At 71.8% G+C, this 23,201-nt stretch carries 20 protein-coding genes; 10 read left to right on the forward strand and 10 right to left on the reverse strand.

All coding sequences use genetic code 11. The features are described from left to right. Together AB0H81_RS03925 and AB0H81_RS03930 are read left to right on the forward strand one after the other, a co-directional pair. Positions 1-524 (forward strand): universal stress protein (locus AB0H81_RS03925; protein WP_358368843.1); only part of this gene is annotated, 524 nt, incomplete at its 5' end. A 146-nt stretch (positions 525-670) separates the two neighbouring features. After that, positions 671-1,504 carry an SAM-dependent methyltransferase gene (locus AB0H81_RS03930; RefSeq protein ID WP_358368846.1) on the forward strand — a complete coding sequence of 278 codons (834 nt, stop codon included), beginning with the start codon at positions 671-673 and terminating at the stop codon, positions 1,502-1,504. A gap of 29 nt (positions 1,505-1,533) precedes the next feature. Here AB0H81_RS03930 and AB0H81_RS03935 read toward each other — a convergent pair whose 3' ends face one another. Further along, entirely contained in the window at positions 1,534-2,736 is a 1,203-nt protein-coding gene (locus tag AB0H81_RS03935) for a hypothetical protein (RefSeq protein ID WP_358368849.1), read from the reverse strand. Between the two features lie 149 nt (positions 2,737-2,885). Here AB0H81_RS03935 and AB0H81_RS03940 point away from each other — a divergent pair, with 149 nt between their 5' ends. Continuing rightward, the gene (locus AB0H81_RS03940) at positions 2,886-3,329 is read left to right on the forward strand and encodes a DUF4383 domain-containing protein (RefSeq protein WP_358368851.1); all 444 of its coding nucleotides are present in this window, start codon (positions 2,886-2,888) and stop codon (positions 3,327-3,329) included. On the opposite strand, the gene AB0H81_RS03945 is transcribed toward AB0H81_RS03940, so the two are convergent. The 4 genes from AB0H81_RS03945 to AB0H81_RS03960 all read right to left on the reverse strand — a co-directional run bounded on the left by AB0H81_RS03945 (position 3,319) and on the right by AB0H81_RS03960 (position 7,319). Beyond that, on the reverse strand, positions 3,319-4,416 hold the full coding sequence (locus AB0H81_RS03945) for a glycosyltransferase family 2 protein (protein ID WP_358368853.1): 1,098 nt from the start codon (positions 4,414-4,416) through the stop codon (positions 3,319-3,321). The genes AB0H81_RS03940 and AB0H81_RS03945 overlap by 11 nt on opposite strands. After that, complete coding sequence (locus AB0H81_RS03950) at positions 4,413-5,468, reverse strand: iron-containing redox enzyme family protein (protein WP_358368856.1); 1,056 nt, start codon at positions 5,466-5,468, stop codon at positions 4,413-4,415. Before AB0H81_RS03950 ends, AB0H81_RS03945 begins: the two co-directional genes overlap by 4 nt. Next, positions 5,468-6,211, reverse strand: coding sequence for a class I SAM-dependent methyltransferase (locus AB0H81_RS03955; RefSeq protein WP_358368859.1), 744 nt, complete (start codon positions 6,209-6,211; stop codon positions 5,468-5,470). Before AB0H81_RS03955 ends, AB0H81_RS03950 begins: the two co-directional genes overlap by 1 nt. A gap of 145 nt (positions 6,212-6,356) precedes the next feature. Continuing rightward, positions 6,357-7,319: a CAP domain-containing protein gene (locus AB0H81_RS03960; protein ID WP_358368862.1), complete on the reverse strand. Its 963-nt coding sequence runs from the start codon at positions 7,317-7,319 to the stop codon at positions 6,357-6,359. A 163-nt stretch (positions 7,320-7,482) separates the two neighbouring features. On the opposite strand from AB0H81_RS03960, the gene AB0H81_RS03965 reads away from it, so the two are divergent. The 5 genes from AB0H81_RS03965 to AB0H81_RS03985 all read left to right on the forward strand — a co-directional run bounded on the left by AB0H81_RS03965 (position 7,483) and on the right by AB0H81_RS03985 (position 14,309). Continuing rightward, positions 7,483-8,535 (forward strand): LacI family DNA-binding transcriptional regulator, encoded by a 1,053-nt coding sequence (locus AB0H81_RS03965; RefSeq protein ID WP_358368864.1) that lies wholly within the window; start codon positions 7,483-7,485, stop codon positions 8,533-8,535. 248 nt (positions 8,536-8,783) lie between these two features. Then, positions 8,784-11,036 (forward strand): alpha-galactosidase, encoded by a 2,253-nt coding sequence (locus AB0H81_RS03970; RefSeq protein WP_358368867.1) that lies wholly within the window; start codon positions 8,784-8,786, stop codon positions 11,034-11,036. A gap of 69 nt (positions 11,037-11,105) precedes the next feature. Continuing rightward, positions 11,106-12,437: an ABC transporter substrate-binding protein gene (locus AB0H81_RS03975; RefSeq protein WP_358368868.1), complete on the forward strand. Its 1,332-nt coding sequence runs from the start codon at positions 11,106-11,108 to the stop codon at positions 12,435-12,437. 70 nt (positions 12,438-12,507) lie between these two features. Next, the gene (locus AB0H81_RS03980) at positions 12,508-13,476 is read left to right on the forward strand and encodes a sugar ABC transporter permease (protein WP_358368871.1); all 969 of its coding nucleotides are present in this window, start codon (positions 12,508-12,510) and stop codon (positions 13,474-13,476) included. Then, positions 13,473-14,309 carry a carbohydrate ABC transporter permease gene (locus tag AB0H81_RS03985; protein ID WP_358368873.1) on the forward strand — a complete coding sequence of 279 codons (837 nt, stop codon included), beginning with the start codon at positions 13,473-13,475 and terminating at the stop codon, positions 14,307-14,309. The genes AB0H81_RS03980 and AB0H81_RS03985 overlap by 4 nt, the downstream gene beginning before the upstream one ends. Before the next feature lie 59 nt (positions 14,310-14,368). On the opposite strand, the gene mmsB is transcribed toward AB0H81_RS03985, so the two are convergent. From mmsB to chvE, 3 genes are read right to left on the reverse strand one after another with little or no spacing between them, the layout of a single operon-like run. Further along, positions 14,369-15,631: a multiple monosaccharide ABC transporter permease gene (mmsB, locus tag AB0H81_RS03990; protein WP_358368875.1), complete on the reverse strand. Its 1,263-nt coding sequence runs from the start codon at positions 15,629-15,631 to the stop codon at positions 14,369-14,371. A gap of 6 nt (positions 15,632-15,637) precedes the next feature. Further along, a complete protein-coding gene (mmsA, locus tag AB0H81_RS03995) occupies positions 15,638-17,167 on the reverse strand; it encodes a multiple monosaccharide ABC transporter ATP-binding protein (protein WP_358368877.1) in 1,530 nt (509 codons plus the stop codon). 22 nt (positions 17,168-17,189) lie between these two features. Beyond that, positions 17,190-18,320: a multiple monosaccharide ABC transporter substrate-binding protein gene (chvE, locus tag AB0H81_RS04000; RefSeq protein ID WP_358368879.1), complete on the reverse strand. Its 1,131-nt coding sequence runs from the start codon at positions 18,318-18,320 to the stop codon at positions 17,190-17,192. A gap of 462 nt (positions 18,321-18,782) precedes the next feature. On the opposite strand from chvE, the gene AB0H81_RS04005 reads away from it, so the two are divergent. Further along, positions 18,783-20,081 (forward strand): alpha-glucosidase/alpha-galactosidase, encoded by a 1,299-nt coding sequence (locus tag AB0H81_RS04005; protein ID WP_358368881.1) that lies wholly within the window; start codon positions 18,783-18,785, stop codon positions 20,079-20,081. Positions 20,082-20,089: 8 nt separating this feature from the next. Further along, positions 20,090-20,869: a DeoR/GlpR family DNA-binding transcription regulator gene (locus tag AB0H81_RS04010; protein ID WP_358368882.1), complete on the forward strand. Its 780-nt coding sequence runs from the start codon at positions 20,090-20,092 to the stop codon at positions 20,867-20,869. A 60-nt stretch (positions 20,870-20,929) separates the two neighbouring features. Here the strand turns inward: AB0H81_RS04010 and AB0H81_RS04015 are convergent, their stop codons facing one another. Continuing rightward, positions 20,930-22,231, reverse strand: a complete 1,302-nt coding sequence (locus tag AB0H81_RS04015; protein WP_358368885.1) for an alpha-glucosidase/alpha-galactosidase — start codon at positions 22,229-22,231, stop codon at positions 20,930-20,932. Continuing rightward, positions 22,228-23,184 (reverse strand): carbohydrate kinase family protein, encoded by a 957-nt coding sequence (locus tag AB0H81_RS04020; protein ID WP_358368888.1) that lies wholly within the window; start codon positions 23,182-23,184, stop codon positions 22,228-22,230. Before AB0H81_RS04020 ends, AB0H81_RS04015 begins: the two co-directional genes overlap by 4 nt. Between the last annotated feature and the right edge of the window lie 17 nt (positions 23,185-23,201).

Here is a 23,201-nt window from a genome sequence, read left to right on the forward strand (position 1 = left end):
GCATGCTCGTGGGGTCGGTGGCGTACGGCGTGGCCGGGCACGCGCCCTGCGACGTGGTCGTGGTCCGCGAGGTGCCGGTGCCGGCGCGCGGCGAGGTGGTGGTGGGCGTGGACGGCTCGGCGTCGTTCGGCCGGGTGCTCGACTTCGGCTTCGCCGCGGCGCGGCTGCGCGGGGCCACTCTGCGGGCCGTGCACGCCTGGTCCTGGCCGCGGATCGGCGGGTTCCCCCCGGCCGACCCGGAGCGGGAGGGCGGGGAGCTGGCCGCGCTGAAGGCGACCCTGGCAGACCGGCGGGAGCGTCATCCGGACGTGCCGGTGGTCGAGGAGGTCGTCCACGGCCATCCGGTGGCCGTGCTCCGGCAGGCCGCGAAGGCGGCGGACCTGCTGGTCGTGGGTTCGCGCGGTCATGGGACGTTCGCCGGCATGCTGCTCGGCTCGGTCAGCCAGGCCATGCTGCACCACGCGCCCTGCCCGCTCGCCGTGGTCCGCGGCGGGGACCGGCCGCCTACCGCGAGCGGGGACTGACCGACTGAGGGCGGGAACTGATCGTTTGTGGCGTTCTGTGCGGATTCGGACGGTGATCCGGAAAGGCGATCTTCCCGTCGGCGGACGGGAGTAGGATGACGTCGGACCCGGCCCGTACGGCGTTCGGATTCGAAGGAGGCCCCCGCGTGAGCGAGCTGGAGCGAGTGCCGCCGGGTGTCGACCCCCGTGTCCCGAGTGTCGCCCGGGTCTACGACTACCTCCTGGGCGGCAAGGACCACCTCGCGGTCGATCGCGCCTTCGCCGACAAGCTGCTCGCCGTCGCCCCCGAGACGCGGCTCGTCGCCCGGGCCAACCGGCTCTTCCTCGTCCGCGCCGTACGTCACCTGGCCCGGCAGGGGGTGCGCCAGTTCCTCGACCTCGGCACCGGCATCCCGACCTCGCCCAGCGTCCACGAGGTGGCCCGCGAGATCGCGCCCGGCAGCCGGGTCGTCTACGTCGACTACGACCCCGTCGTACGGCTCCACAGCGAGGTGCTGCTGGCCAGCTCGCCCGGCGTCGAGGCCATCCAGGCCGACCTGCGCGAGCCCGCCGCCATCCTCGGCGACCCGCGCGTCACCCGCCTGATCGACTTCTCGCGGCCGGTCGGCGTGCTCATGGTCGGCATCCTGCACTTCGTCCTCGACAGCGAGGACCCCGCCGGCATCGTGGCGGGCTTTCGCAAGTGGATGGCCCCGGGCAGCCACCTGGTGCTCACCCACGCCATGGCCGACAGCTCACCCGAGGCGATCGCCCAGCTCAGCACCGCGACGGCCGGCACGTCGGCGCAGTCGGTGTTCCGCACCCGCGAGGAGGTGCTGCGACTGGCCGACGGGTTCGAGCTCATCGGGCCGGGCCTCGCGCCGGTCCACGAGTGGCGGATCGCGGGCGACGACGAGCACGAGCCGCCGATCCCGCTGCTGGAGGGCGTCCCGGCGGTCCGCATCGACGCGGCCGTGGGCCGCCTGACCACCCCGGCCTAGCCCGCCGGCCTCTGACGGCCGGTGAGGAGTCAGCGGTCGGCGCGCAGGCTGCCCACCGGGTGCGGCCCCTCCGTCTCCAGGCGGTACTCGTGGCCGGACTTGCCGGCGTTCTCCTGGACGACGATCTCCGACGGCGCCTTCTCGCCGCCCATGAGGGCCTCCTGCATCTTCTCGAACCGTTCGTGGGCCTCCTGGACGTAGCCGGTGCCGATGGTGGTGTAGTCGATCTGTGTGGCGATGAGTTCGCGCAGGTATGCCTTGTTCGGCTCGAAGGTGACCGGGGCGGGCAGCGCGGGCGCCACCACCTGCTCGGGGTCGCGGCCGTCGTGCTTCTTGAACAGCTCGGCGGCCAGGCGCAGGTGCTCCAGCTCCATGTTGAGGTGGAGCTCCCAGATCGCCTTGACCTTCGGGTCCGACTCGGTCTCCATGAACGAGTGGTAGAGGTAGCACTCGTTGTACTCGTGGTTGAGCAGCATCTCCCACCAGCTCTCGCCCGGGTCGACCAGCGACTCGTAGTGGGTGACGTGCTCCTCCTCGATCAGCCCGATCTCCTGGTAGAGCTGGCGGGCGATCGGCTCCATGTAGGTGGGGCCGACGTTCATGTAGAAGTTCATGGTCTGCTGCTCGGCCGCCATGATGGTCAGCGCGTGCAGCTTCGAGATCGGCGCCGCCGAGGACCTGTCGTACGGCTCGCGCACGTTGTCGACCGGGTCCCGGTGGTGCAGGTACGTCGGGCGGCCGGGCATGACCTCGGTCAGGTTGTCGACGATCTTCTCGGCCCTGCGGTGCTCGATCATCTCGTACAGGTTGGCGTACCGGTACAGGTGGTCGAAGTCCTCCAGCACCCCGAACTCGTAGGCCCGCTTCAGGTACGGGTCCGGTTCCATCCGCGCCACCCAGGCGGTCAGGTCCACCGCCACCTGCTCGTAGGCCAGCGTGGTCTCCAGCACCGAGGACAGGCCGGGCAGCAGCCAGTTGACCGCCTTCTGCTGCTGGGCCTCGATGTAGCGCACCCGCGCGAGCTGCTGCTTGAGCTCGACGCTCGGGCAGTGCCGGGCGAGCTGGTGGCTGAACAGGATCGCCTCCACCTCGATGCCGTTCATCGCGATGATCCGGCAACGGGTGTACGGATCGGAGTGGTCCGGGTCGATCGGAGCGACGTTCAGCTCGCGCCAGTTGCGGAGTTGCTTGTCCAGCGGGATGCCGCGCTCCCGCAGCGGATTGAAGGTCATGTGGCCGCGCTCCCTCGCAGTCGACTCCATGAGCCATCGGCCCTACCCGGGGGCGACGGAGCCATTCACGCGGGGGGCGCGCGTGAGAGGGAGCCTGCGGGGTAGTCGCAGGTGAGGACAGCACACACCCTTGCCGAGGGAGGCTTTCCATGGACACCCCGAGAACCAGAGCTGACCGCACACCCGTCCAGCTCGCCGCGCTCATCGTCGGGGCGGTGTTCCTGCTGGTCGGCGTGCTCGGCTTCATCCCGGGCATCACCACCCACTACAGCGCCATCGCCTTCGCCGGGCACGACTCCGGCGCGCTGCTGGTGGGCGTGTTCCAGGTCTCGATCCTGCACAACATCGTCCACCTGCTGTTCGGCATCGCCGGCATCGTGCTCTCCCGCACCTGGAACGGGGCGCGCGGGTTCCTGATCGGCGGCGGCGTCATCTACCTGCTGCTGTGGATATACGGGCTGCTCGTCGCCAAGGAGAGCGCCGCCAACTTCGTGCCGCTGAACACGGCCGACGACTGGCTGCACTTCCTCCTGGGCGTCGGCATGATCGCGCTCGGCTTCCTGCTGTCGCGCCGTTCCGTCCTCACCAAGTGAGGCGGGCGTAGCCGTCCCGGCCGGGGGAGAGAGGCTCCGGCCGGCGGCGCAGCGACCGTACGCTGTGCGCGGCGCGCCTCAGCCTGTGCCCGGCGTACGGCACGCCGCCGCCCAGAGCGGCGCCCACCGCGAGCCAGGCGCACGTGGCCCGCTCCAGCACCCACACCGGGGCGAACAGGGACGCGGTCCACGGGAACACGCGGCGGCCGCCCGCCCGGCGCCTGCCCGCCTCCGCCAGGCCCACCACCAGCCCGGCCGCCACGGCCAGCGTGCCGAACCGGCGCCGCGCCAGGCCGGCCGCCACGGCGGGCAGCACGGACAGGAACAGCGCCAGGCGTACGGGCTGCGCCAGGTCGTCGTACGCCTGCCGTACGCGCTGGGACCAGAAGCGGGAGACGTCCGGGGGCAGGCGGCGCACGTACAGGCCGGGGGCGTGGTACTCGACGCCGCCCCGGGCCCGGACGGTGCGGATCAGCTCCAGGTTCTCGAACAGCACGTCGCCGTCGTAGCCGCCCATCTCCCAGAAGAAGGCGCGCCGGAGCCCGAACGTGCCCGGATAGTCGGCGCCGAGGGCCCGGTTCAACAGCGTGCGGGCGGTGTCCCAGCGGGCGTGCCAGGGGAGCGGGTCGAAGTGGTTCTGCGGCCGGACCAGGTGGGCCCCGGCGAGCAGGGCGTCCATCCCGGCCAGCGCGGCCGGGTCGTAGCGGACGTCGTCGTCGGCGATCACCACGTGCTGCGCGCGGGCCAGCCGCAGGCCGGTCGTCACGCCGTTCACCTTGCCGTTGGCGAAGCGCAGGCCGGGATCCGGGCGCACGTGCGTCACCAGCCCGCGCCAGCGCTCGGCGTGCCGGTCGAACAGCTCGTCCCGGCTGCCGTCCACGACGATCACCCGTGCGTGCCGGGACAGCTCCTTCAGGTACGCGGTCAGCTCGTCCAGGCCGGCGTCGCCGTCCCAGCGCAGGGGCAGCACGTAGTCGACCACGTGCCGGGACAGCGGGCCCGCCGCGCCGGCCGGCCCGGCCATGGGCCTCGCGCCGCTCACGCGCGCCGTGCCGGCCCACCTCCTGGTGCCGATCATGCGGGTCATGCGGAGCTCGCCACCGCGCTCTCCTCGGCGGCATGGGCGCCCGGCTCGCCGGGCGGCTCCAGGGAGGACGTCCCGCGCCGCCAGCACGCCAGCACGTGCTCCGCCCACAGCCGCTCCACCTCCAGGGCGCACGCCGCCCCGTACAGGATGTCGCCCGCCAGCGACGGGTCCTGCGTGGCCAGGCCCGCGCACAGGTCGTGCGCGGCGATCTGCTCGTGGACGGCGTCCGCCTGCACGTGCTCGTCGAAGAACCGGGCCGTCGCCGCGTCCCCGCCGAGCCGCCGCAGGCCCTCGGCGTACTGGCGGTTCGGCAGCGAGGACGTCATCTCCAGCGCCGCGAGATGCCCCGCCGCCGCGCCCCGCAGCCTCCGGTGCAGCCCGAACAGCGACATCACGTTGGACACGGCCAGCGTGATGCCGGGAACCCGGTCCAGGTAGGCGCCATAGGAGTCGTCCAGGCCGAGGCCGCGCATGGTGACCCGGAACAGCTCCGCGTGCATCCGCTCCGTCCGGCCGCCGCCGTACTCGTCGGACTGGATCTCCACCAGCGCCGCCTTCGGGCCGCCGCGCAGCCGGGGGATCGCCCAGGTGTGCGGGTCGGCCTCCTTGAGGTGGTACACCGACCGGTGCGCCACGAACTCGCGGAACTGCGCCAGGCCGGCGTGGCGCCGCAGGAACGCCGCCAGTGACGGCCCCCCGCCGGGCGCGGTCATCTCGGTCAGCGCCTCCCGCACACCGCCGGGAGGTACGGCCGGCGGGCGGGGCACCGCCCGTGCCAGGGCCCGCTCGAAGCCCCGTTCGAGGGTGGCCCGGAAGGCCAGCAGCGACGGCTCCCACTCCCAGCGCGGATCGACGTCGTCGAAGCCCTGGTAGTGCAGCTCGTAGCAGGTGAACAGGGCGAGCTGGAGATCCCCGTCGCCCAGCGCGCGCGGCACGGGAGCGGACCTGGCGGGGGCAAGCTCATCGCATGGCCACGGGTCCAGGGGCGGGGTGGTGGCGAGGCGGGCGAACAGGGCCGCGGTGACGGGCCCGCGGGGACGCGGCAGGCGCATCACGCCTCCCCGGTCAGCCGGTAGACCGACACGTGCGCGCGGCTGTCGTCGCCGAACGGCGTGCCCTCCCAGTCGGCCCAGCGCGACTCCAGCGTCATGCCGGCCAGGCGGCCCATCAGGTCCAGCTCGGCGGGCCAGGCGTAGCGGTGGTTGGCGGGCAGCAGCCGCAGTCCCTCGCCGGTCATGCGGACGCGGGTCGTGTACATCATCTGCGTGGCGGGCGACAGGCGGGCGGCCTCGGCGGTGACGGCCTCCTCCGACAGCGACAGCAGCCGCAGCGCCGACCCGTGGACGAACCCGCTCAGGTCCGGCACCCACGCTTCCACGACGAACCGGCCGCCCGGCTCCAGGTGTTCCGCCGCGTTGCGGAAGCACTCCACCTGGGCGTCCTGGGACGGCAACGCGAAGATCGTGTTCGTGGTCAGGACCACCAGGGCGAACCGGCCCTCGACCTTGGTGACCGAGAAGTCGCCGACGGCCACCGGGAGGCGGTCGCCGCCCGGCTTCCGCCTCAGCTCCGCGACCATCTCCGGCGAGCCGTCCACACCCGCCACGGTCAACCCCCGGGCCGCCAGGGGCAGCGCGAGGCGCCCCGTCCCGATCCCGAACTCCAGCACCGGCCCGCCACCGGCCAACCGGAACAGCCGCTCGACGGCGGCCTCGGTCGGCAGGTCCCGGGCGGTGGCGTCGTAGATGTCGGCGATGCTCCGCCCGTAGGCGGAGGCGTCGAATGCTGCCGCCATGAGACCCCCGTCCCTCATGTTTCCGCAGGTGAAGTGCTTCCCGCCGGCATCCGGGGCAAACTCCGCCGCCTTTCCGCGGTCACGGCGGAGAGGGGGACGCCCCGCGACGGGCTGCCGTCGCGGGGCGTCCTTCGGGGTGGGGCGGTCAGCGTGCCGCGAAGTCCTGGGTCCAGTAGATCTGGCCCTTGGAGTTCTTGGCCGCGCCGACACCGATGAGGGTGTACTTGCAGTTCATGATGTTGGCCTTGTGCCCGGAGCTGTTCATCCAGGCCTCGACCACGGAGGCCGGGGTCGGCTGGCCCATGGCGATGTTCTCGGCCCAGCCCGAGCCGCCGGTGAAGCCGGCGCCGCGGATGCGGTCCATGAAGCTGCGGCCGTCCTTGGAGGTGTGGCTGAAGTAGTTCTGCGCCGCCATGTCGGCCGAGTGGTCGAAGGCGGCCTTGCGCAGCTGCGGGTCGTGCTTGAGCGGCTGGCAGCCGCCCTTGGCCCGCTCGGCGTTGGTCAGCCGGACGACCTCGTTCTCCTCGGCGCTGCCGACCGTGCCGGACGTCGAGGTGGACGTGGGGGTCGGCCGTGGGGTCACCGTGCGGGTCGGCGTGGGGGTCGCCGTGCGGGTCGGCTTCGGGGTCGCGGTGGCCGTCGGCTTCGTGGGGGTCCCGCTCGGGGACGAGGTCGGGGTGGCCGTGGAGGTGGCGGTGGAGCTCGAGGTGGGCGACGGGGAGGCCGTCGCCGTGGGAGAGCAGGTCAGCTTGACGGCCTTGGACTTGCCGGCGTTGCCGCGGTAGTCGGTCGCCGTCGTGTAGTAGGTCCCCGGCACGCAGGCCATGGCGACGGTCACGCGGCTGACGCGGCCACGCGCCGCGGCGCTCTTGACGACCCGGTCGTCTCCCGGCACGGCCCGCAGGATGCGGACCCGGACCAGCCCGGGGCGGGCGCAGTCCTGCCGGACGGCGGAAGCCTGGATCCGGCCGGCGGTGCTGAGGGTGGGCTCGTTCACGGTCAGCCGGCACGCGGCCAGGGACACCGACTCGGCGTGAGCGGTGGCCACGGGCGCGGAAAGCGCCGCGACGCTGACGAGGCCGGCGAGTACCCCTAGGGGTCTACGCATATGGGGTTTCCCTCCAGTTTTGCGGTAAGGCTGGATGGACTCCGCATTCTGTCGGGATCTAACACCCGTGTCATGAAATTCCGGATATTTGGGTGACCGGAAGAGACGGGAGAGACAGAGGGGGCGGTCCGCGGCGCGGACCCGGGCGGCCTACGATGTGATCGTGACCAGCAGCCCCCGGCGAGAGGCGCGCGCGTCCGCCCGTGGCGGGACCGTCCCGAGCATCCGCGACGTAGCCGCCGCCGCGGGCGTGTCCCACCAGACCGTCTCGCGCGTCCTCAACGACTCGCCCCGGGTGAGCGCCGAGACCCGCGCCTCGGTGCTCGCGGCCATCGACCGGCTCGGGTTCCGCCCCAACCGCGCCGCGCGCGCCCTCGGCCTCGGCCGCGCCCACGGCGTGACCGTCGTCATGTCCAACACCATGCTGTACGGCTACGCCTCGACGCTCCAGGGCATCGAGGAGGCCGCCCGGGTGGAGGGCATGGCCGTGGGGGTGCGCGTCGTCGAGTCCGACGGGCCGGGCGACGTCAAGCAGACCGTCGACTACGTCAGCGACCCCAGCGCGGGGGCCGTGGTGGTCATCGCGTTCGACCCGGCGGGCACGGCGGTGCTGCAGGCGCTGCCCCAGCACGTGCCCGCGGTCGCCGCCAGCGAGCCGGCCGCCCCCGACATGGGGCGGGTCGCCATCGCCCTCGACGAGCGCGGCGCCGTCGCCGACGCCACCAGGCACCTGCTCGGGCTCGGACACCGCACCGTCCATCACGTCGCGATCCCCTCGGAAGGCCGCTCCGGCGGGCGCCACGCCGGCTGGTACGACGCGCTGCGGCAGGCGGGCGCCCCGGTGCCCGAGATCATCCACTGCGGCTGGGACGTCGCCGGCGCCTACGAGGCCGGTCGGCGCCTGCTGGCCGACCCCGGGGTGACGGCCGTGCTGTGCGGCAACGACGACATCGCGCAGGGGGTGCGCCGGGCCCTGTACGACGCGGGCAAGGACGTGCCGGGGGACGTGAGCATCGTCGGGTTCGACGACATCCCGGGCTCCGCGTACTGGACGCCGGCGCTGACCACGGTGCGGATGGACTTCGCCGGGCTGGGCAAGGCGTGTTTCCGGGCGGGGGTGGCCGAACTCCTCGGACAGCCCCAGCCCACCCTCACCCTGACCCCGCCCCGCCTGATCGTCCGCGAGTCCACCGCCCCTCCCCGCTCCTCACGCTGACCCTCCGCGTCCGGCGCGCCTCCATCCTCGTCATCGCCCGCGGCGCAGGTGAAACGACAGGGAAAGCATGGCGACCGAGGCCGACGATGGATTGCCGCTTGCCCGGACAGGGGTGCGTCGGGCGAGCGGAAACGCGCCGGTAACGATCCGGCAAAGAAGGGTTCCTCTGGGTGCGTGTTACCGCTCACACTTACGCCAACGGAATTGATGTGACCGGTCACATGGGCCGTACCTGAGGAGATGCGCCGATGCCCGCTGACGTGATCCAGACCTTGCGATGGGGCCATGACGCCCTGACGGCGGTGGTGGAGATCCACCCCGACCGGCCCGTGGCGCTGCGGAGGCTGGCGGCGGGCGGCGCGCCCGGCGGGGTGGCCGGCCAGGGCGGCGCGCCGGCCCAGCCGCTGGTGGAAGTGCTGGTCCCGGGCGAGGGCCGGGCGCGGGCGTCGCAGCGGCTCTCGGAGACCGCCGTGGGTTGCCGGTTGCGGTACGCGGGGGCCGAGCAGTCGCGGGAGGGCGGCTGGCACGTGCTGCGGCTCGCCCTGCGCGACGACCGCACCGGCCTGGCCGCCGAGGTGACGCTCCGCTCGTACGAGGGCGTGCCCGCCTGCCAGGCCCGTGTCCGCGTGACCAACCAGGGGACGGCGCCGGTGCTGCTGCTGGGCGTCACCTCGTTCGCCGCGGGCTTCCTGGGCAGCCACGCCGGCGACCTCGACGTCCTGTACGCCGACAGCGAGTGGCTGGGAGAGAGCCGCTGGATCCGGCGGCCGCTCGGCGAGCTGGTGCCCGACCTCGGGCTGGACGGCCACGGGCAGCACGGCCGGGGCGCGTTCGCGCTGACCAGCTCGGGCACCTGGTCGAGCGGCCGGCACGTCCCGATGGGCGGCCTGGTGGACCGGCGCACGGGCGAGGCGTGGGTGTGGCAGATCGAGCACAACGGCGCGTGGCGGTGGGAGCTGGGCGCCCGCCGGGACGGCGTGTACGTGGCCGCGAGCGGCCCTGCCGACCTCGACCACCAGTGGAGCCAGACGCTGGCCCCCGGCGAGTCGTTCACCACGGTCCCCGTCTCCGTGGCCGTCTCCCCGGCCGCCGACGGCACGGAGCGCGCCGCGGCCGGCCCCGCCGGCCGCCGTGACGGCTCGAGGGAGGCGACCGCCGCGCGGCGCCCCGACGGCCTCGAGGAGGCGGTCGCCGCGCTCACCGCGCACCGCCGCGCGCTGCGCCGCCCCCATCCCGACCGTGACACGCTGCCCGTCGTCTTCAACGACTACATGAACACCCTCATGGGCGACCCGACCACCGCCAAGCTGCTGCCCCTGATCGAGGCCGCCGCCTCCGCAGGTGCCGAGGTGTTCTGCGTGGACGCCGGCTGGTACGACGAGGACGGCGGCTGGTGGGACAGCGTCGGCGCCTGGCGGCCGTCCCGGAGCCGGTTCCCGGGCGGCATCGAGGAGGTCCTCGGGCACATCAGGGCCCACGGCATGACCCCCGGCCTGTGGCTGGAGCCGGAGGTGATCGGCGTGCGCAGCCCGATGGCCGACGAACTGCCCAAGGAGGCGTTCCTGCAGCGCGGCGGCGAGCGGGTCGTCGAGCACGGCCGCTACCACCTGGACCTGCGCCACCCCGCCGCCGTCGAGCACCTCGACGGGGTGGTGGACCGGCTGGTGCGGGAGCTGGGCGTCGGCTACTTCAAGCTCGACTACAACATCAACCCGGGCGCGGGCACCGACGTGGACGCCACCAGCGCCGGCGCGGGTCTGCTCGCCCACAACCGCGCCCACCTGGCCTGGCTCGACGGCGTTCTCGACCGGCATCCGGCGCTGGTGCTGGAGAACTGCGCCTCGGGCGCGATGCGGATGGACTTCGCGATGCTGTCGCGGCTGAACCTCCAGTCCACCAGCGACCAGCAGGACTTCCTCCGCTACCCGCCGATCGCCGTGGCCGCGCCGCTCGCCATGCCGCCGGAGCAGGCCGCCAACTGGGCGTACCCGCAGCCGGACATGACGGACGAGGAGGTCGCGTTCACGATGTGCACCGGTGTCCTCGGCCGGCTCTACCTGTCGGGCAACCTGCACGCCATGAGCCCGGAGCGGCTCGCCCTGGTCCGCGACGGGGTGCGGCTGCACCAGGCGCTGCGGTCCGACGTGATCGCGTCGGCGCCGTGCTGGCCGCTCGGGCTGCCCCGCTGGGACGACCCGTGGTGCGCGCTCGGCCTGCGCGCCGGCGAGGTCACCCACGTGGGCGTGTGGCGACGTCCCGCCGCCGGCGAGAACGCCGGGGAGAACGCCGCCGAGAACGCGGGCGACAGCGCAGGCGGGAGCGCGGTCCTGTCGTTCCCGCAGCTGGCCGGCCGGGAGGTCCAGGTACGGGTGGCCTATCCCCGGCAGGCGCCCGGCTGGGAGCACTCCTGGAACCCGGAGACCGGCGAGCTGACCGTGACCGCCACCGTCGCCGCCCCCACCGCCCGCATCCTGGAGCTCCGCGAGCTCCGCCCCGAGTAAGACCCCATCTCCCCCCCAATGGGATTGTCCGGCACGATAGTGGCCGGACACGGACAAAGGAACCACACCGTGAAACTGGCACCGCGCCTCACCACCGCCGCCACGGCCGCGGCCACCGCGCTGCTCGTCCTGACCGGATGCAGCGACCCCGCCTCCGGCCCCGCCGCCCAGGCCGGGGACGCGACCCCCGCCGCCTGGCCCTCCCCGACGGCCCGGCTCGACGGCGTCACGCTCACCATCTGGGCCGCGCAGAACAGCACCACCGTGCCCGAGCAGGTGACGGCCGCCTTCACCAAGGCCACCGGCGCCAAGGTCGACGTCGTCACCATCCCCGACCCGTACGAGCAGGGCGTGCAGACCAAGGTGGCCACGGGCGACAAGCCCGACCTGGCCTTCTGGCAGCCCACCGCGTCCATGCTGACCGCGCTGAACGCCCGCGCCAACCTCCAGTCCCTCGACGACGCCCCCTGGCTCTCGTCGATGTCGCCCGAGCTGCGCGACATCACGGGCCTGCTGGACAAGACCCGTTACGCCGCTCTCATCACCAGCCCGGCCGTCGAGGGCGTCTACTACAACAAGGAGGTCTTCGCGGCCAACGGCATCACCGAGCCGCCCAAGAACTTCGGCGACATGGTCGAGACCGCGCGCAAGCTCAAGGCCAAGGGCGTCACCCCGTTCTTCGAGATGGCCGGCGACAAGTGGGCGACCCAGTGGTGGGTGCAGGTCCAGCTCGCCGACGCCGCCCGCGACGGCCTCTGGGACCGGATCAACACCGGCAAGGAGACCTTCGAGGACAAGACCATCGTCGACGCGATCAAGACGTACAAGTCGCTCATCGGCGAGGGGCTGTTCAACGCCGACATCAAGACCGCCACCTTCGAGGACCAGGGCGCGGCGCTGCTGTCCGGCAAGGCCGCGATGGCCGTCCAGGTCAACTCCTTCTTCGGCCAGCTCCAGGCCAAGGCCGACACCGCCGAGCTGGACAAGAAGATCGGCTTCTTCCCGATCTCCCCGAGCGGCAACGTCGGCACGTTCATCCCCGACCAGTCCAACGCCCTGGTCGCGTTCAAGACCGGCGACGCCAAGCGGGAGGCCGCCGCGCGGCAGCTCCTCGCGTACTGGATGGGCCCCGGCTACCAGGGGTTCGTCGACGCCCGCAAGACCGTGTCCCTGAAGACGGACGTGCCCACCCCGGCCGGCGTGCCGCAGGCGCTGCTCGACGTGCACAAGTCGCTCGGCGGCTCGGTCGGGTCGATGCAGGCGCTGGCCGTGGCCAACCCCGACCTGTACCTCAACCTGGCCGACATGATCACCGGCAGCCTGACGCCGGAGCAGGTGGCGGCGGCCACGCAGAAGCAGTTCGCCCAGCTCGCCAAGGCGGCCGGGGCGTCCGGCTTCTGACCCGCCGGCTCGCCGCGACCGCTGACCCGTGATCCGCCGACCCGCAAGTCCCCGAGGCGAGGAGCGACCCGTGCCGACCGAGACACGCGTCACCGACACCGCCGCCCGGCCCGCGCCCGCCCGCCCGGCGGGCGCCCCGGGCAGACCCGTCCGGCGGAACCCCGCCGCCGGAGCGGGGCGCCGCACCCACCCCATGTGGTTCCTGGCGCCCGCCTTCGCGATCCTGTTCGTCTTCTTCTTCCTGCCCACCCTGTTCAACTTCGTCTACGCGTTCACCGACTGGTCCAGCTTCAAGAGCGAGATCCGGCCGGTCGGCTGGGACAACTTCGCCGACCTGCTGTCGGACGGCACCCTGTACGGCGCGCTGCGCGTCACGCTGGTCTACGCCGTGCTGGTCGCGGTGTTCCAGAACCTGTTCGGGTTCGGCCTGGCCGTCCTCCTGGAGCGCGACACCTGGCTCAACCGGGCGGCCCGCCTGGTGTTCCTCATCCCGGTGCTCATGTCGGCGCTCGCGGTCGGCTACGTCTTCCAGGCGCTGCTCAAACCCGACGGCAGCCTGAACGACCTGCTCGGCGGCGTGCTCGGCACGAAGGTGACGGTCCCGTGGCTGGGCGACACCACCTGGACCCTGGTCGTCGTCGCGGTCATCCACGCCTGGAAGTGGATGGGCCTGTCCATGCTCATCTACCTGGCCGGTTTGAAGACGATCCCCGAGGACGTCACCGAGGCGGCCCGCATCGACGGCGCCACCGGATGGCAGGCGTTCTGGTCGGTCCGCTTCCCGCTGCTGGCGCCGGCGATCACGTTCAACGTGGCCACCGCGCTGCTGGGCTCCATGAACGGCTTCGACATCGTCCAGGCCACCACCGGCGGCGGGCCGGCCCGCAGCACCGAGATCCTCAACATCTTCATCTACCGCACCTTCGGCCAGGGCCTGTTCGCGCAGGCCACCACGATGAGCCTGGTGCTTTTCCTCATGGTCGCGCTGCTGGCCTTCCCGGTCATCCGCGTCCTGCGCAAGAGGGAGGAGATCCTGTGACGTCGCCCGCCGCGAAGGGAGTGGCCGCCCGGTTGCGGCCACTCGTCGTCGTCGCCCTCGTCGTGCTCGTCATGGGCGTGCCGCTCTGGCTGGTCGTCGTGACGGCGGCCAAGTCCCAAGGGGAGGCCCTGTCGCCCGACCTGTCCCTGCCGTCCCGGTGGCTGCTCTGGGAGAACCTGGCCCAGGTGTGGGAGCAGGGGGACGTGCCGAAGGCGTTCCTCGGCAGCGTGCTGGTCGTCGCGCCGTCGGTGGTGCTGGTCCTGACGTTCGGCTCGATGGCGTCGTGGGTGCTGGCCCGGCGGGCCACCCGCCTCAACGCCGTCCTGTACGCGTGCGCGATCAGCGGCATCGTGCTGCCCCCGGCCGTGGTGACGATCGTGCTGCTGCTGCGGCAGCTCGGCCTGGCCGGCAGCGCCGTCGGCATGATCGGCGTCTACGTCGGCATCTACCTGTCCACGGTGATCTTCTTCGTCACCGGCTTCGTGCGCACGGTGCCGCTGTCGATCGAGGAGGCGGCCCGCATGGACGGGGCCGGACCGGTGCGGGTGTTCTTCTCCGTCATCCTGCCGATGCTGCGCCCGGTGCTCGCGACCGCGACGATCCTCATCTGCCTGTACGTCTGGAACGACGTCTTCTACGCCTTCTTCGTCGTCGGCGGCCGGCTCGACACGCTGCCCCTGAACCTGTTCCAGGTGGCCAACGCCGGCCTCTACCTCAACAACTGGCACCTGATCTTCGCGTACATCATCCTCATGAGCCTGCCCCTGCTGGTGGTGTTCGCGGTGGCCCAGCGGCGCATCATCTCGGGCATCACCGGAGGCGCGGTCAAGTGAGCCGTGCAGGCACGGAAAAGGGCGGGCCGTCCGGCCCGCCCTTCACCCGGTGCGACGGATCAGCGCGCGCCCGCGCCCGCCCGCCGCTTGGTCCACACGTCGAAGGCGACCGCCGCCAGCAGGACGATGCCCTTGACCAGCATGACCCGCTCGCTCGGCGAGCCGATGAGCGACATGCCGTTGTTGATCACACCCATGATCAGGCCGCCGGTGATCGCGCCGACGACCTTGCCCACGCCGCCCTGGACGGCCGCGCCGCCGATGAACGCCGCGGCGATCGCGTCCAGCTCGAACGAGTTGCCGGCCGTCGGGCCGGCCTGGTTGAGCCGGCCGGCGAAGATGATGCCGGCGACGGCCGCCAGCACGCCCATGTTGACGAAGATCCAGAACACCACGGACTTGACCTTGATGCCCGACAGGACCGCGGCCTGGAGGTTGCCGCCGACCGCGTAGATCCGGCGGCCGAACACCGACCGGTTGGCCAGCAGCGAGTAGCCCAGCACCAGCAGGGCCAGCAGCACCAGCACCCACGGCAGGTTGCGGAAGCGCGCGAGCTGCACCACCACGGCCATGATGAGCACGGCCGCGGCGGCGACCTTCAGGACGAACACCGGCAGCGGGTCGACGCTCTGGCCGTACCCGGCGCGGGCGGCGCGGGTGCGCCACTGGGCGGCGGCCATGCCGGCGATGGCGATCAGGCCGATCAGCAGGCTGAACACGTCGGCGCCGCCGAGCGGGCCGAGGCCGACGTTGCCCAGGTAGCTGTCGGTGAAGCCGTTCGACAGGGTCCGCACGGCGTCGGGGAACGGGCCGATGCCCTGGTTGCCGAGCACGGTCAGCGTGAGCGCCCGGAACAGCAGCATGCCGGCGAGCGTCACGATGAACGACGGGATGCCGAAGTAGGCGATCCAGTAGCCCTGCCACGCCCCGATCAGGCCGCCCACCACCAGGGTGAGGAGCAGCGCGAGCGGCCAGGGGACCCCGTAGTTCACCATGAGCACGGCCGACACGGCACCCGTGACCGCCACCACCGAGCCGACCGACAGGTCGATGTGCCCGGCGATGATGATCAGGATCATGCCGATGGCCAGGATCAGGATGTAGGAGTTCTGGACGACGATGTTCGAGATGTTCTGCGGCTGCAGGAGGGCGCCGTCGGTCAGCGCCGAGAACAGCACCACGATCAGCGCGAACGCGATGTAGATGCCGCTCTGGCGGATGTTGATGGACAGGCCGCCGAGCTTCAGCCTGCCGGGCGGCTCGCCCTTGGCGTCCCGTCGCGGGCCCGCCTCGAGGTCGGCGGGGGTCGTACTGCTGCTCATCCGGACTTACTCCTGTCCCATGGTCATGTGGTACATCAGGCGCTCCTGGGTCGCCTCCTCGCGTGGCAGCTCGCCGGTGATCCGGCCCTGCGACAGCGTGTAGATGCGGTCGCAGAGGCCGAGCAGCTCCGGCAGCTCCGAGGAGATGACCAGGACGGCCTTGCCCTCGTCGGCGAGCTGGTTGATGATCGTGTAGATCTCGTACTTGGCTCCGACGTCGATGCCGCGGGTCGGCTCGTCGAGAATGAGCACGTCAGGATCCGTGTAGATCCACTTCGACAGCACGACCTTCTGCTGGTTGCCGCCGCTCAGCTTGCCGACGACGCTCTGCACGCTCGGCGCCTTGATGTTCATGCTGCGCCGGAACCCGTCGGCGACCCGGTACTCCTCGTTCTCGTTGACCCAGCCGTTCCGGCTGAGCCGGCCCAGGCTGACCGAGGAGATGTTCCGCTTGATGTCCTCGATGAGGTTGAGGCCGTACCGCTTGCGATCCTCGGTGGCGTACGCGATGCCGAGCTTCACCGCGTCCTGGACGTTGCGGATGTGGACCTCGCGGCCCTCCTTGTAGACGCGGCCGGAGATGCCGACGCCGTACGTGCGGCCGAACACGCTCATCGCCAGCTCGGTGCGGCCGGCGCCCATGAGCCCGGCCAGGCCGACGATCTCGCCGCGCCGCAGGGTGAGGCTGGCCCGGGAGACGACCTGCCGGTCGGGCTGCGACGGGCTGTGCACCGTCCAGTCCTCGATCCGCAGGACCTCCTCGCCGACGTTCGGCTCGTGCGGCGGGAAGCGGTTGTCCAGGTCGCGGCCGACCATGCCGGAGATGATCCGGTCCTCGGTCACCTGGCCGCTCGCCATCTCCAGCGTCTCGATCGTCTGCCCGTCACGGATGATCGTGATCGAGTCGGCGATGTCGATGATCTCGTTCAGCTTGTGCGAGATGATCACGCAGGTGATGCCCTCGTCGCGCAGGCCGCGCAGCAGGTCGAGCAGGTGCGCCGAGTCCTGGTCGTTGAGCGCCGCGGTGGGCTCGTCCAGGATGAGCAGCTTCACCTTCTTCGACAGCGCCTTGGCGATCTCGACGAGCTGCTGCTTGCCCACGCCGATGTCGGCCACCTGCGTGACCGGGTTCTCCTCCAGGCCGACGCGCCGGAGCAGCTCGCCGGCCTGGTGGTTGGTGCGGTTCCAGTCGATGAGCCCGCGGCTGGCCTGTTCGTTGCCGAGAAAGATGTTCTCGGCGATGGACAGCTGCGGGCACAGCGCCAGCTCCTGGTGGATGATGACGATGCCGGCGTCCTCGCTGTCCTTGATTCCGCCGAACCGGCACAGCTCGCCGTCGAACTCGATCCGCCCCTCGTAGCTGCCGAACGGGTAGACCCCGGACAGCACCTTCATCAGCGTCGACTTGCCGGCGCCGTTCTCGCCGCAGATGGCGTGGATCTCGCCACGGCGGACGGAGAGGCTCACCTCGTGGAGCGCGCGCACTCCGGGAAACGTCTTGGTGATGCCCCGCATGTGCAGGATGTCATCGGTCATCGAAGGTCCTTCCCGAGGGGCTTCAGCCGCCGAGCTGGGCGGCGGTGTAGTAGCCCGTGTCCACCAGGGCCTTCTGGTAGTTGCTCTTGTCGACGATCATCGGCTCGAGGAGCTGGGCCGGGACGACCTTGTTGCCGTTGTCGTAGTCCTTGGTGTTGTTCACCGCGGGCTTGCCGCCCTTGAGGACGGTGTCGGCCATGGTGACCGTGATCTTGGCCAGCTCGCGGGTGTCCTTGAAGATGGTCGAGTACTGCTCGCCCGCGATGATCGACTTCACGGAGGCCAGCTCGGCGTCCTGGCCGGTCACGATCGGGTACGGCTGGCCGGAGGTGCCGTAGCCGTTGGACTTCAGCGCCGACAGGATGCCGATCGACAGGCCGTCGTACGGCGAGAGCACGCCGTCGACCTTGGCGTCACCGGAGTAGGTCTTGGTGAGGATGTCCTCCATGCGCTTCTGCGCGGTGGCCGGGTCCCAGCGCAGGATGGCGACGGTCTTGAAGTCGGTCTGGCCGCTCTTGACCTTGAGCGTGCCCTTGTCGATGTACGGCTTGAGCACGGACATGGCGCCGTTGAAGAAGAACGTGGCGTTGTTGTCGTCGGGGGAGCCGGCGAACAGCTCGACGTTGAACGGGCCCTTGGCGCTGCCCTCGGAGCCGTCGGCGTTGAGCACCTTGAGGCCGGTGAGCAGCGAGGTGGCCTGCTGGACGCCGACCTTGAAGTTGTCGAAGGTCGTGTAGTAGTCGACGTTCGGGCTGTTGCGGATCAGGCGGTCGTAGGCGATGACCGGGATCTTGTTGTCGGCGGCCTGCTGAAGCTGCGTGGTCAGGGCCGTGCCGTCGATCGAGGCGATGATCAGGAGCTTGGCGCCCTTGGTGATCTGGTTCTCGATCTGGTTGACCTGGGTGGGGATGTCGTTCTCCGCGTACTGGAGGTCGACCTTGTAACCGAGCTTCTCCAGGCTGGACTTGACGTTGTCACCGTCGTGGATCCAGCGCTCGGAGGACCTCGTCGGCATGGTGACGCCGATGAGGGCGCCGCTGGTGGTGCCGGAGGTCGCCTCCTTGTCGATCGTCTTCTCACTCGATCCGCACGCCGCGACGGTGGCGGTGAGTGCGAGGGCTGAGACGACCGTCGCGATCCGTCCGAATCTCATGTGTGTCTCCTTGCGAGGTTGCGCATGCGCGAAGGGGGTGCCGTCCCTCTCGGGCCTTCCAGCGGGAAATCCGGAACCCACGTGCCGGACATCGACCTGCGCGGTAGGATACGTCCGATTTGTGGCACTTCGTCCCGCCCCACTGCATGATTGTTGTGGACGACAACTTGCCTAAGGCCTTGAGTGTTATCGCTAACAATTTGCCTGTCAACGGTGTGCGATAACGTCTCGGAAACAGAGCCTTCACATTCTGGTCTGCTCTTGTCCCAGGTGAACGGCCTGACAGGTCCCTTCCCGCCGCCGATTCCGGCCTCCCGGCCCCTTCCACGGGCGGTCTTGCCCATGTGAGCGAGAACACTGCACCTCGTCCGCCGGGGCTCGGCGCCACGCGGCCGTAAGGTGGGGTGTGCGCGTCCGCCTCCTGTGCCGTAGTCTGCGCGCACGAGCGGGCGGGAGGTGAGCATGGCTCGGATCGTCTTCGTCGGCGCCGGCCAGGTCGACCTCATCCGCAGGGTGGTCTCCGACCTGTTCCTCGCCTCGTCGCTGAAGGGGCGCCTGGAGATCGTGCTGCACGACGACGACCCCTGCCGGCTGGCGACGGCCGAGGCGCTCGTGCGCGCTCTCGACGCCGAGTCCGGCGCGGCGGCGGACATCGCCTCCTTCCCCGACCGGCGGCGTGCGCTCGAGGGCGCCGGCTTCGTGATCAGCTACGTCGACCGGGGCGGGTTCGAGGCCGCCCTGCGCGACTTCGAGATCCCTCGCCGCTACGGCCTGCGGCAGACGATCGGCGACACCATCGGCGTGGGCGGTATCTTCCGCGGCCTGCGCTCGATCCCGTTCTTCGTCGAGCTGGGCCGCGAGATGGCCGAGCTCTGCCCCGAGGCGTGGCTGCTGAACAGCAGCGACCCCATGGCGATGATCGGCTGGGCGGTGCGGGAGGCCACCGGCTTCGAGCGTTTCGCCGGGGTGTGCCACGCCGTCTGCGACACCCACGCCTACCTCGCCGACCTCCTCGGCCGCGACCTCGACGAGGTGACGTTCCTCAGCGCCGGGCTCAACCACCAGTCGTTCGTGCTCCGCTTCGAGGCCGGCGGCCGCTCGCTCTACCCGGAGCTGGACGCCGCGCTGGCCGCCGACCCCGACCTCGGGCGGCACGTCCGCATGGAGATGTACCGCCGCTTCGGCTACTTCCCGACCCAGTCGAGCGAGCACGCCGCCGAGTACGTGCCGTGGTTCATGCGGCACGAGGAGGAGACCGAGCGCCTCGGGGTGCCGATGGAGGAGTTCCTGCGCCGCTTCGGCCAGGGCATGCACGCGTACGAGGAGACGCGCCGCGCCCTGTCGGCCGGCCGGCCGCTGCTGATCAGGTGGCAGCACCAGGAGCCCGCCGCCGCCGCGATCCTCGCCGTGCTGACCGACCGGAGCAAGGAGGTCTACGTCAACGTCCGCAACGGCGGCCTGATCGGCAACCTGCCGGAGGACTGCTGCGTGGAGGTGCCCGCCACGGTCGACGCCGCGGGCATTCACCCCCGGCCGGTGGGCGACCTGCCGATCCAGCTCGTCGCGCTGCACCGGACGTTCCTCAACGTCGTCGAGCTGACCGTCCGCGCGGTGCTCGACGGCGAGCGCCGGCACGTCCACCACGCCGCGATGCTCGACCCCAACACCGCCGCCACGCTTCCCCTGCCCGCCATCGAGGAGATGTGCGACGAGCTGATCGAGGCGCACGGCGAGCTGCTGCCGGAGGCGATCCGCCGATGATGGAGTCCATGCCGACCGAGGTGCGCCGCGAGCGCATGCTCGGGCTGCTCATGGAGCAGGAGTTCGCCCGGGTCGCGGAGCTGGCCGAGGCGTTCGGCGTGTCCACCGTGACCGTCCGGGCCGACCTCGACGCGCTGGAGGAGCAGGGCAGGGTGCGGCGGGTGCGCGGCGGCGCGGTGGCCGCCGGGTCGTCGCCGCGCGTCGAGCCGTCGTTCGAGCTGTCGTTCGGCACCGCCGCCGTGGAGAAGGCGCTCATCGCCAAGGCGGCGGCGCGGCTGGTCGCCTCGGGGGAGAGCGTGCTCATGGGGGCCGGCACCACGACGGCGTACGTGGCCAGGGAGCTGGTCGCCCGGGCCGACCTCACCGATGTGACCGTCTTCACCAACGGCCTGCGCACCGCGCTGGAGCTGGAGCCGGCGTTGCCGCGCTTCGCCGTCGTCGTCACCGGCGGCAGCCTCCGCCGCCAGCAGCACTCCCTGGTCGACCCGCTCGCCACCCGCGTCCTGGAGGGCATCCGGGCCGACCTGGTGTTCCTCGGCTGCGGCGGCGTCCACCCGGAGTCGGGGGTGACGAACGTCAACCTGCCCGACGCCGAGATGAAGCAGCGGATGCTGCGCGCCGCCGGCCGGTGCGTGGTGGTCGCCGACTCCTCCAAGCTGGGCAAGGTGGAGATGGCGCCGGTCTGCCCGCTGTCGGAGGTGGACCTGCTCGTCACCGGGGAGTCGGCCGACCCGGCGGTGGTGGCGGTCCTGCGCGAGCGCGGCCTCAAGGTGGACCTCGTCGGCTGATGCCCGCGCCCGGGCTCGGCGCCCGCGGCCCCGCGCCGGGCGCTTCTGCACCGTGCGCTTCTACAGCAGCGTGGCGCGCAGGGGCTCGGGCAGCAGGTCGCCGTGGGCGCGGGTCAGGTCGTCGCACATCCGCCAGATCGCGTCCAGCGACAGCGTGGCCGCGGTGTTCGGGTCGGCCATCAGCGCGTGCCGTACGTGCTCCGGCCGTCCCTCCTCGGCCGCCCGCACGGTCAGCTCGCCGACGCTGACGTACGCCCGGTTGAGCGCCGCGCACTGCGGCGGCAGCGCGCCCACCCGGGTGGGCCGCACCCCCGTGGCGTCCACCGCGCAGGGCACCTCCACCACGCAGCCGGGCGGCAGGTTCGCGATGAGCCCGTCGTTGACGACGTTGCCGTAGACCACGCGCGGCACGCCGGTCACCATGCTGTGGATGATCTGCGGCGCGTACTCGCCGGTGCCCTCCACGGGCAGCTCCCCGCCGGTCCGCACGGCGTCGCGCGTCCGCTTGTACTCGCGGACGTTCTCCTCGCTGATGCCCACGTACGCGCCGACCGGGACGCGCAGCCGCTCGATCTCGGCGTCGTGGCGCAGCAGCCACGGCACGTACTCCGACGAGTGCTCGCTCGTCTCGGTCGGGTAGTGCCCGAGCCGCCGGTACATCTCCACCCGGACCCGGCGGCGCAGCTCGGGGTCCGCCTCGATCTTCGCGTCGAGCCGCTCGTACAGGTCGGCGCCGTCACGCTCGAAGCGCAGCACCCACGCCTGGTGGTTGACGCCCGCCGCCAGGTAGGTGACCTCCTCGTACGGCACCCCCACCAGCGCCGCCAGGTCGTGCATCGTCCAGTACACCGAGTGGCACAGGCCCACCACGTTCCGGACCCGGCCGGCCAGGTACCAGACGTTCATGGCCATGGGGTTGGTGTAGTTGAGCAGCAGGGCGTCCGGGCAGACGGCGCGGATGTCGGCGGCCAGCGCGTCGAGCACCGGGAAGGTGCGCAGGGCCCGGAAGACGCCGCCCACGCCGATCGTGTCGGCGATCGTCTGCCGCAGGCCGTGGCGGGCGGGGATCTCGAAGTCGGCCACGGTCGCGGCGTGCCCGCCCACCTGGATCATGTTGATGACGAAGTCGGCGCCGTCGAGCGCGGCCCGCCGGTCGAGGGTGGCGGCGATCTCGGGGGCGGCGCCGCGGGCGGTGGCGATGCGGCGGGCCACGGCCTCGGCCGTCTCCAGCCGCTCCGGGTCGATGTCGTGCAGCGCGATCCGGGCCTGCCACAGCTCGGGATGGGCCAGCAGGTCGGCGAGCAGGCCGTGGGTGAACACGACGCTGCCCGCGCCGATGAAGACGATCTTCGGGTTTCTCATGAGGTGGCTTCCTCCCAGGTCGGCTGCGCCGCTGTGCCCCCCGCGGCTCGGGTGGAGAGGGTGCCGCAGGCCACGGCCACCTCCAGGCTCCGCCGTACGGGCAGGCCGCGCAGGCGGGCCGCGATCAGGCCCGCGTCGAAGCTGTCGCCCGCCCCGACCGTGTCCACGACTCCTCCCGCCGCAGGCGGCCCGCCGGCTGTCCTTCTCTTCGCCGCCGCCGGGGCCGGCACGTGGAGCGGTTCGCCGTCCACGATCGTCAGGGCGCCCTCGGCGCCGCACTTGACCACCGGCGTCGTGCCGCGCGCGGCCAGTTCGCGCACGGCCCGTCCGAGGTCGGCGACGCCCGCGACCGCCAGAGCCTCGCGCTCGTTGGGCAGCATGACGTCGGTCAGCGGCAGCACCTCACCGAGGCCCTCCCAGCGGCCGGACGGGTCGTCGTTGGTGTCGAGCGAGGTGGTCGCGCCCGCGGCCCGCGCGGCGCGGAACAGCTCGGGCACCCCTTCGGCCAGGAGCGGCTGGAGGTAGAACGAGGAGACGTGCACGTGCGCCGCGCGGGCGAGGAGCCCGGGCGGCACGTCGTCCGCCGAGGTCCGGCCGAGGCAGCCCGGGGCGGTCAGGATCGCGCGGTCCTGACCGTCGGCCAGGATGACGGTGAGCGCGGTGGCCGCTCCGGGCTCGGTCACGCAGGCGGAGACGTCCACCCCGCGCCGCCGGAGCGCGTCCAGCACGAAGGCTCCGGCCGGGTCGTCGCCCACGCGGCCGGCGAAGGCCACGCGCAGTCCGAGGCGGGCGGCCCCGCAGGCGGTGATCGCGCCGGAGCCGCCGAGCACCAGGTCGCCGGTGTCCACCAGGTGCTCGCGCTGGCCGAAGGCGGGCCGCCGGGGCGCTCCCGAGACGATCACGTCCGGGTTGGCGTCGCCGACGACGAGCAGGTCGAAGTCCGTGAAGGCCATGGGGAGGACGCTCCCAG

It is taken from the genome of Nonomuraea sp. NPDC050691 (genome assembly GCF_040654455.1).
GTDB lineage: Bacteria > Actinomycetota > Actinomycetes > Streptosporangiales > Streptosporangiaceae > Nonomuraea.

Excerpts from the sequence above, each read along its gene's own strand:
- AB0H81_RS03935 (WP_358368849.1), bottom strand. The coding sequence starts at position 2,736 with ATGACCTTCAATCCGCTGCGGGAGCGCGGCATCCCGCTGGACAAGCAA.
- AB0H81_RS03940 (WP_358368851.1), top strand. The coding sequence starts at position 2,886 with ATGGACACCCCGAGAACCAGAGCTGACCGCACACCCGTCCAGCTCGCC.
- AB0H81_RS03945 (WP_358368853.1), bottom strand. The coding sequence starts at position 4,416 with ATGACCCGCATGATCGGCACCAGGAGGTGGGCCGGCACGGCGCGCGTG.
- AB0H81_RS03950 (WP_358368856.1), bottom strand. The coding sequence starts at position 5,468 with ATGCGCCTGCCGCGTCCCCGCGGGCCCGTCACCGCGGCCCTGTTCGCC.
- AB0H81_RS03955 (WP_358368859.1), bottom strand. The coding sequence starts at position 6,211 with ATGGCGGCAGCATTCGACGCCTCCGCCTACGGGCGGAGCATCGCCGAC.
- AB0H81_RS03960 (WP_358368862.1), bottom strand. The coding sequence starts at position 7,319 with ATGCGTAGACCCCTAGGGGTACTCGCCGGCCTCGTCAGCGTCGCGGCG.
- AB0H81_RS03970 (WP_358368867.1), top strand. The coding sequence starts at position 8,784 with ATGCCCGCTGACGTGATCCAGACCTTGCGATGGGGCCATGACGCCCTG.
- mmsB (WP_358368875.1), bottom strand. The coding sequence starts at position 15,631 with ATGAGCAGCAGTACGACCCCCGCCGACCTCGAGGCGGGCCCGCGACGG.
- mmsA (WP_358368877.1), bottom strand. The coding sequence starts at position 17,167 with ATGACCGATGACATCCTGCACATGCGGGGCATCACCAAGACGTTTCCC.
- chvE (WP_358368879.1), bottom strand. The coding sequence starts at position 18,320 with ATGAGATTCGGACGGATCGCGACGGTCGTCTCAGCCCTCGCACTCACC.
- AB0H81_RS04005 (WP_358368881.1), top strand. The coding sequence starts at position 18,783 with ATGGCTCGGATCGTCTTCGTCGGCGCCGGCCAGGTCGACCTCATCCGC.
- AB0H81_RS04010 (WP_358368882.1), top strand. The coding sequence starts at position 20,090 with ATGCCGACCGAGGTGCGCCGCGAGCGCATGCTCGGGCTGCTCATGGAG.
- AB0H81_RS04015 (WP_358368885.1), bottom strand. The coding sequence starts at position 22,231 with ATGAGAAACCCGAAGATCGTCTTCATCGGCGCGGGCAGCGTCGTGTTC.
- AB0H81_RS04020 (WP_358368888.1), bottom strand. The coding sequence starts at position 23,184 with ATGGCCTTCACGGACTTCGACCTGCTCGTCGTCGGCGACGCCAACCCG.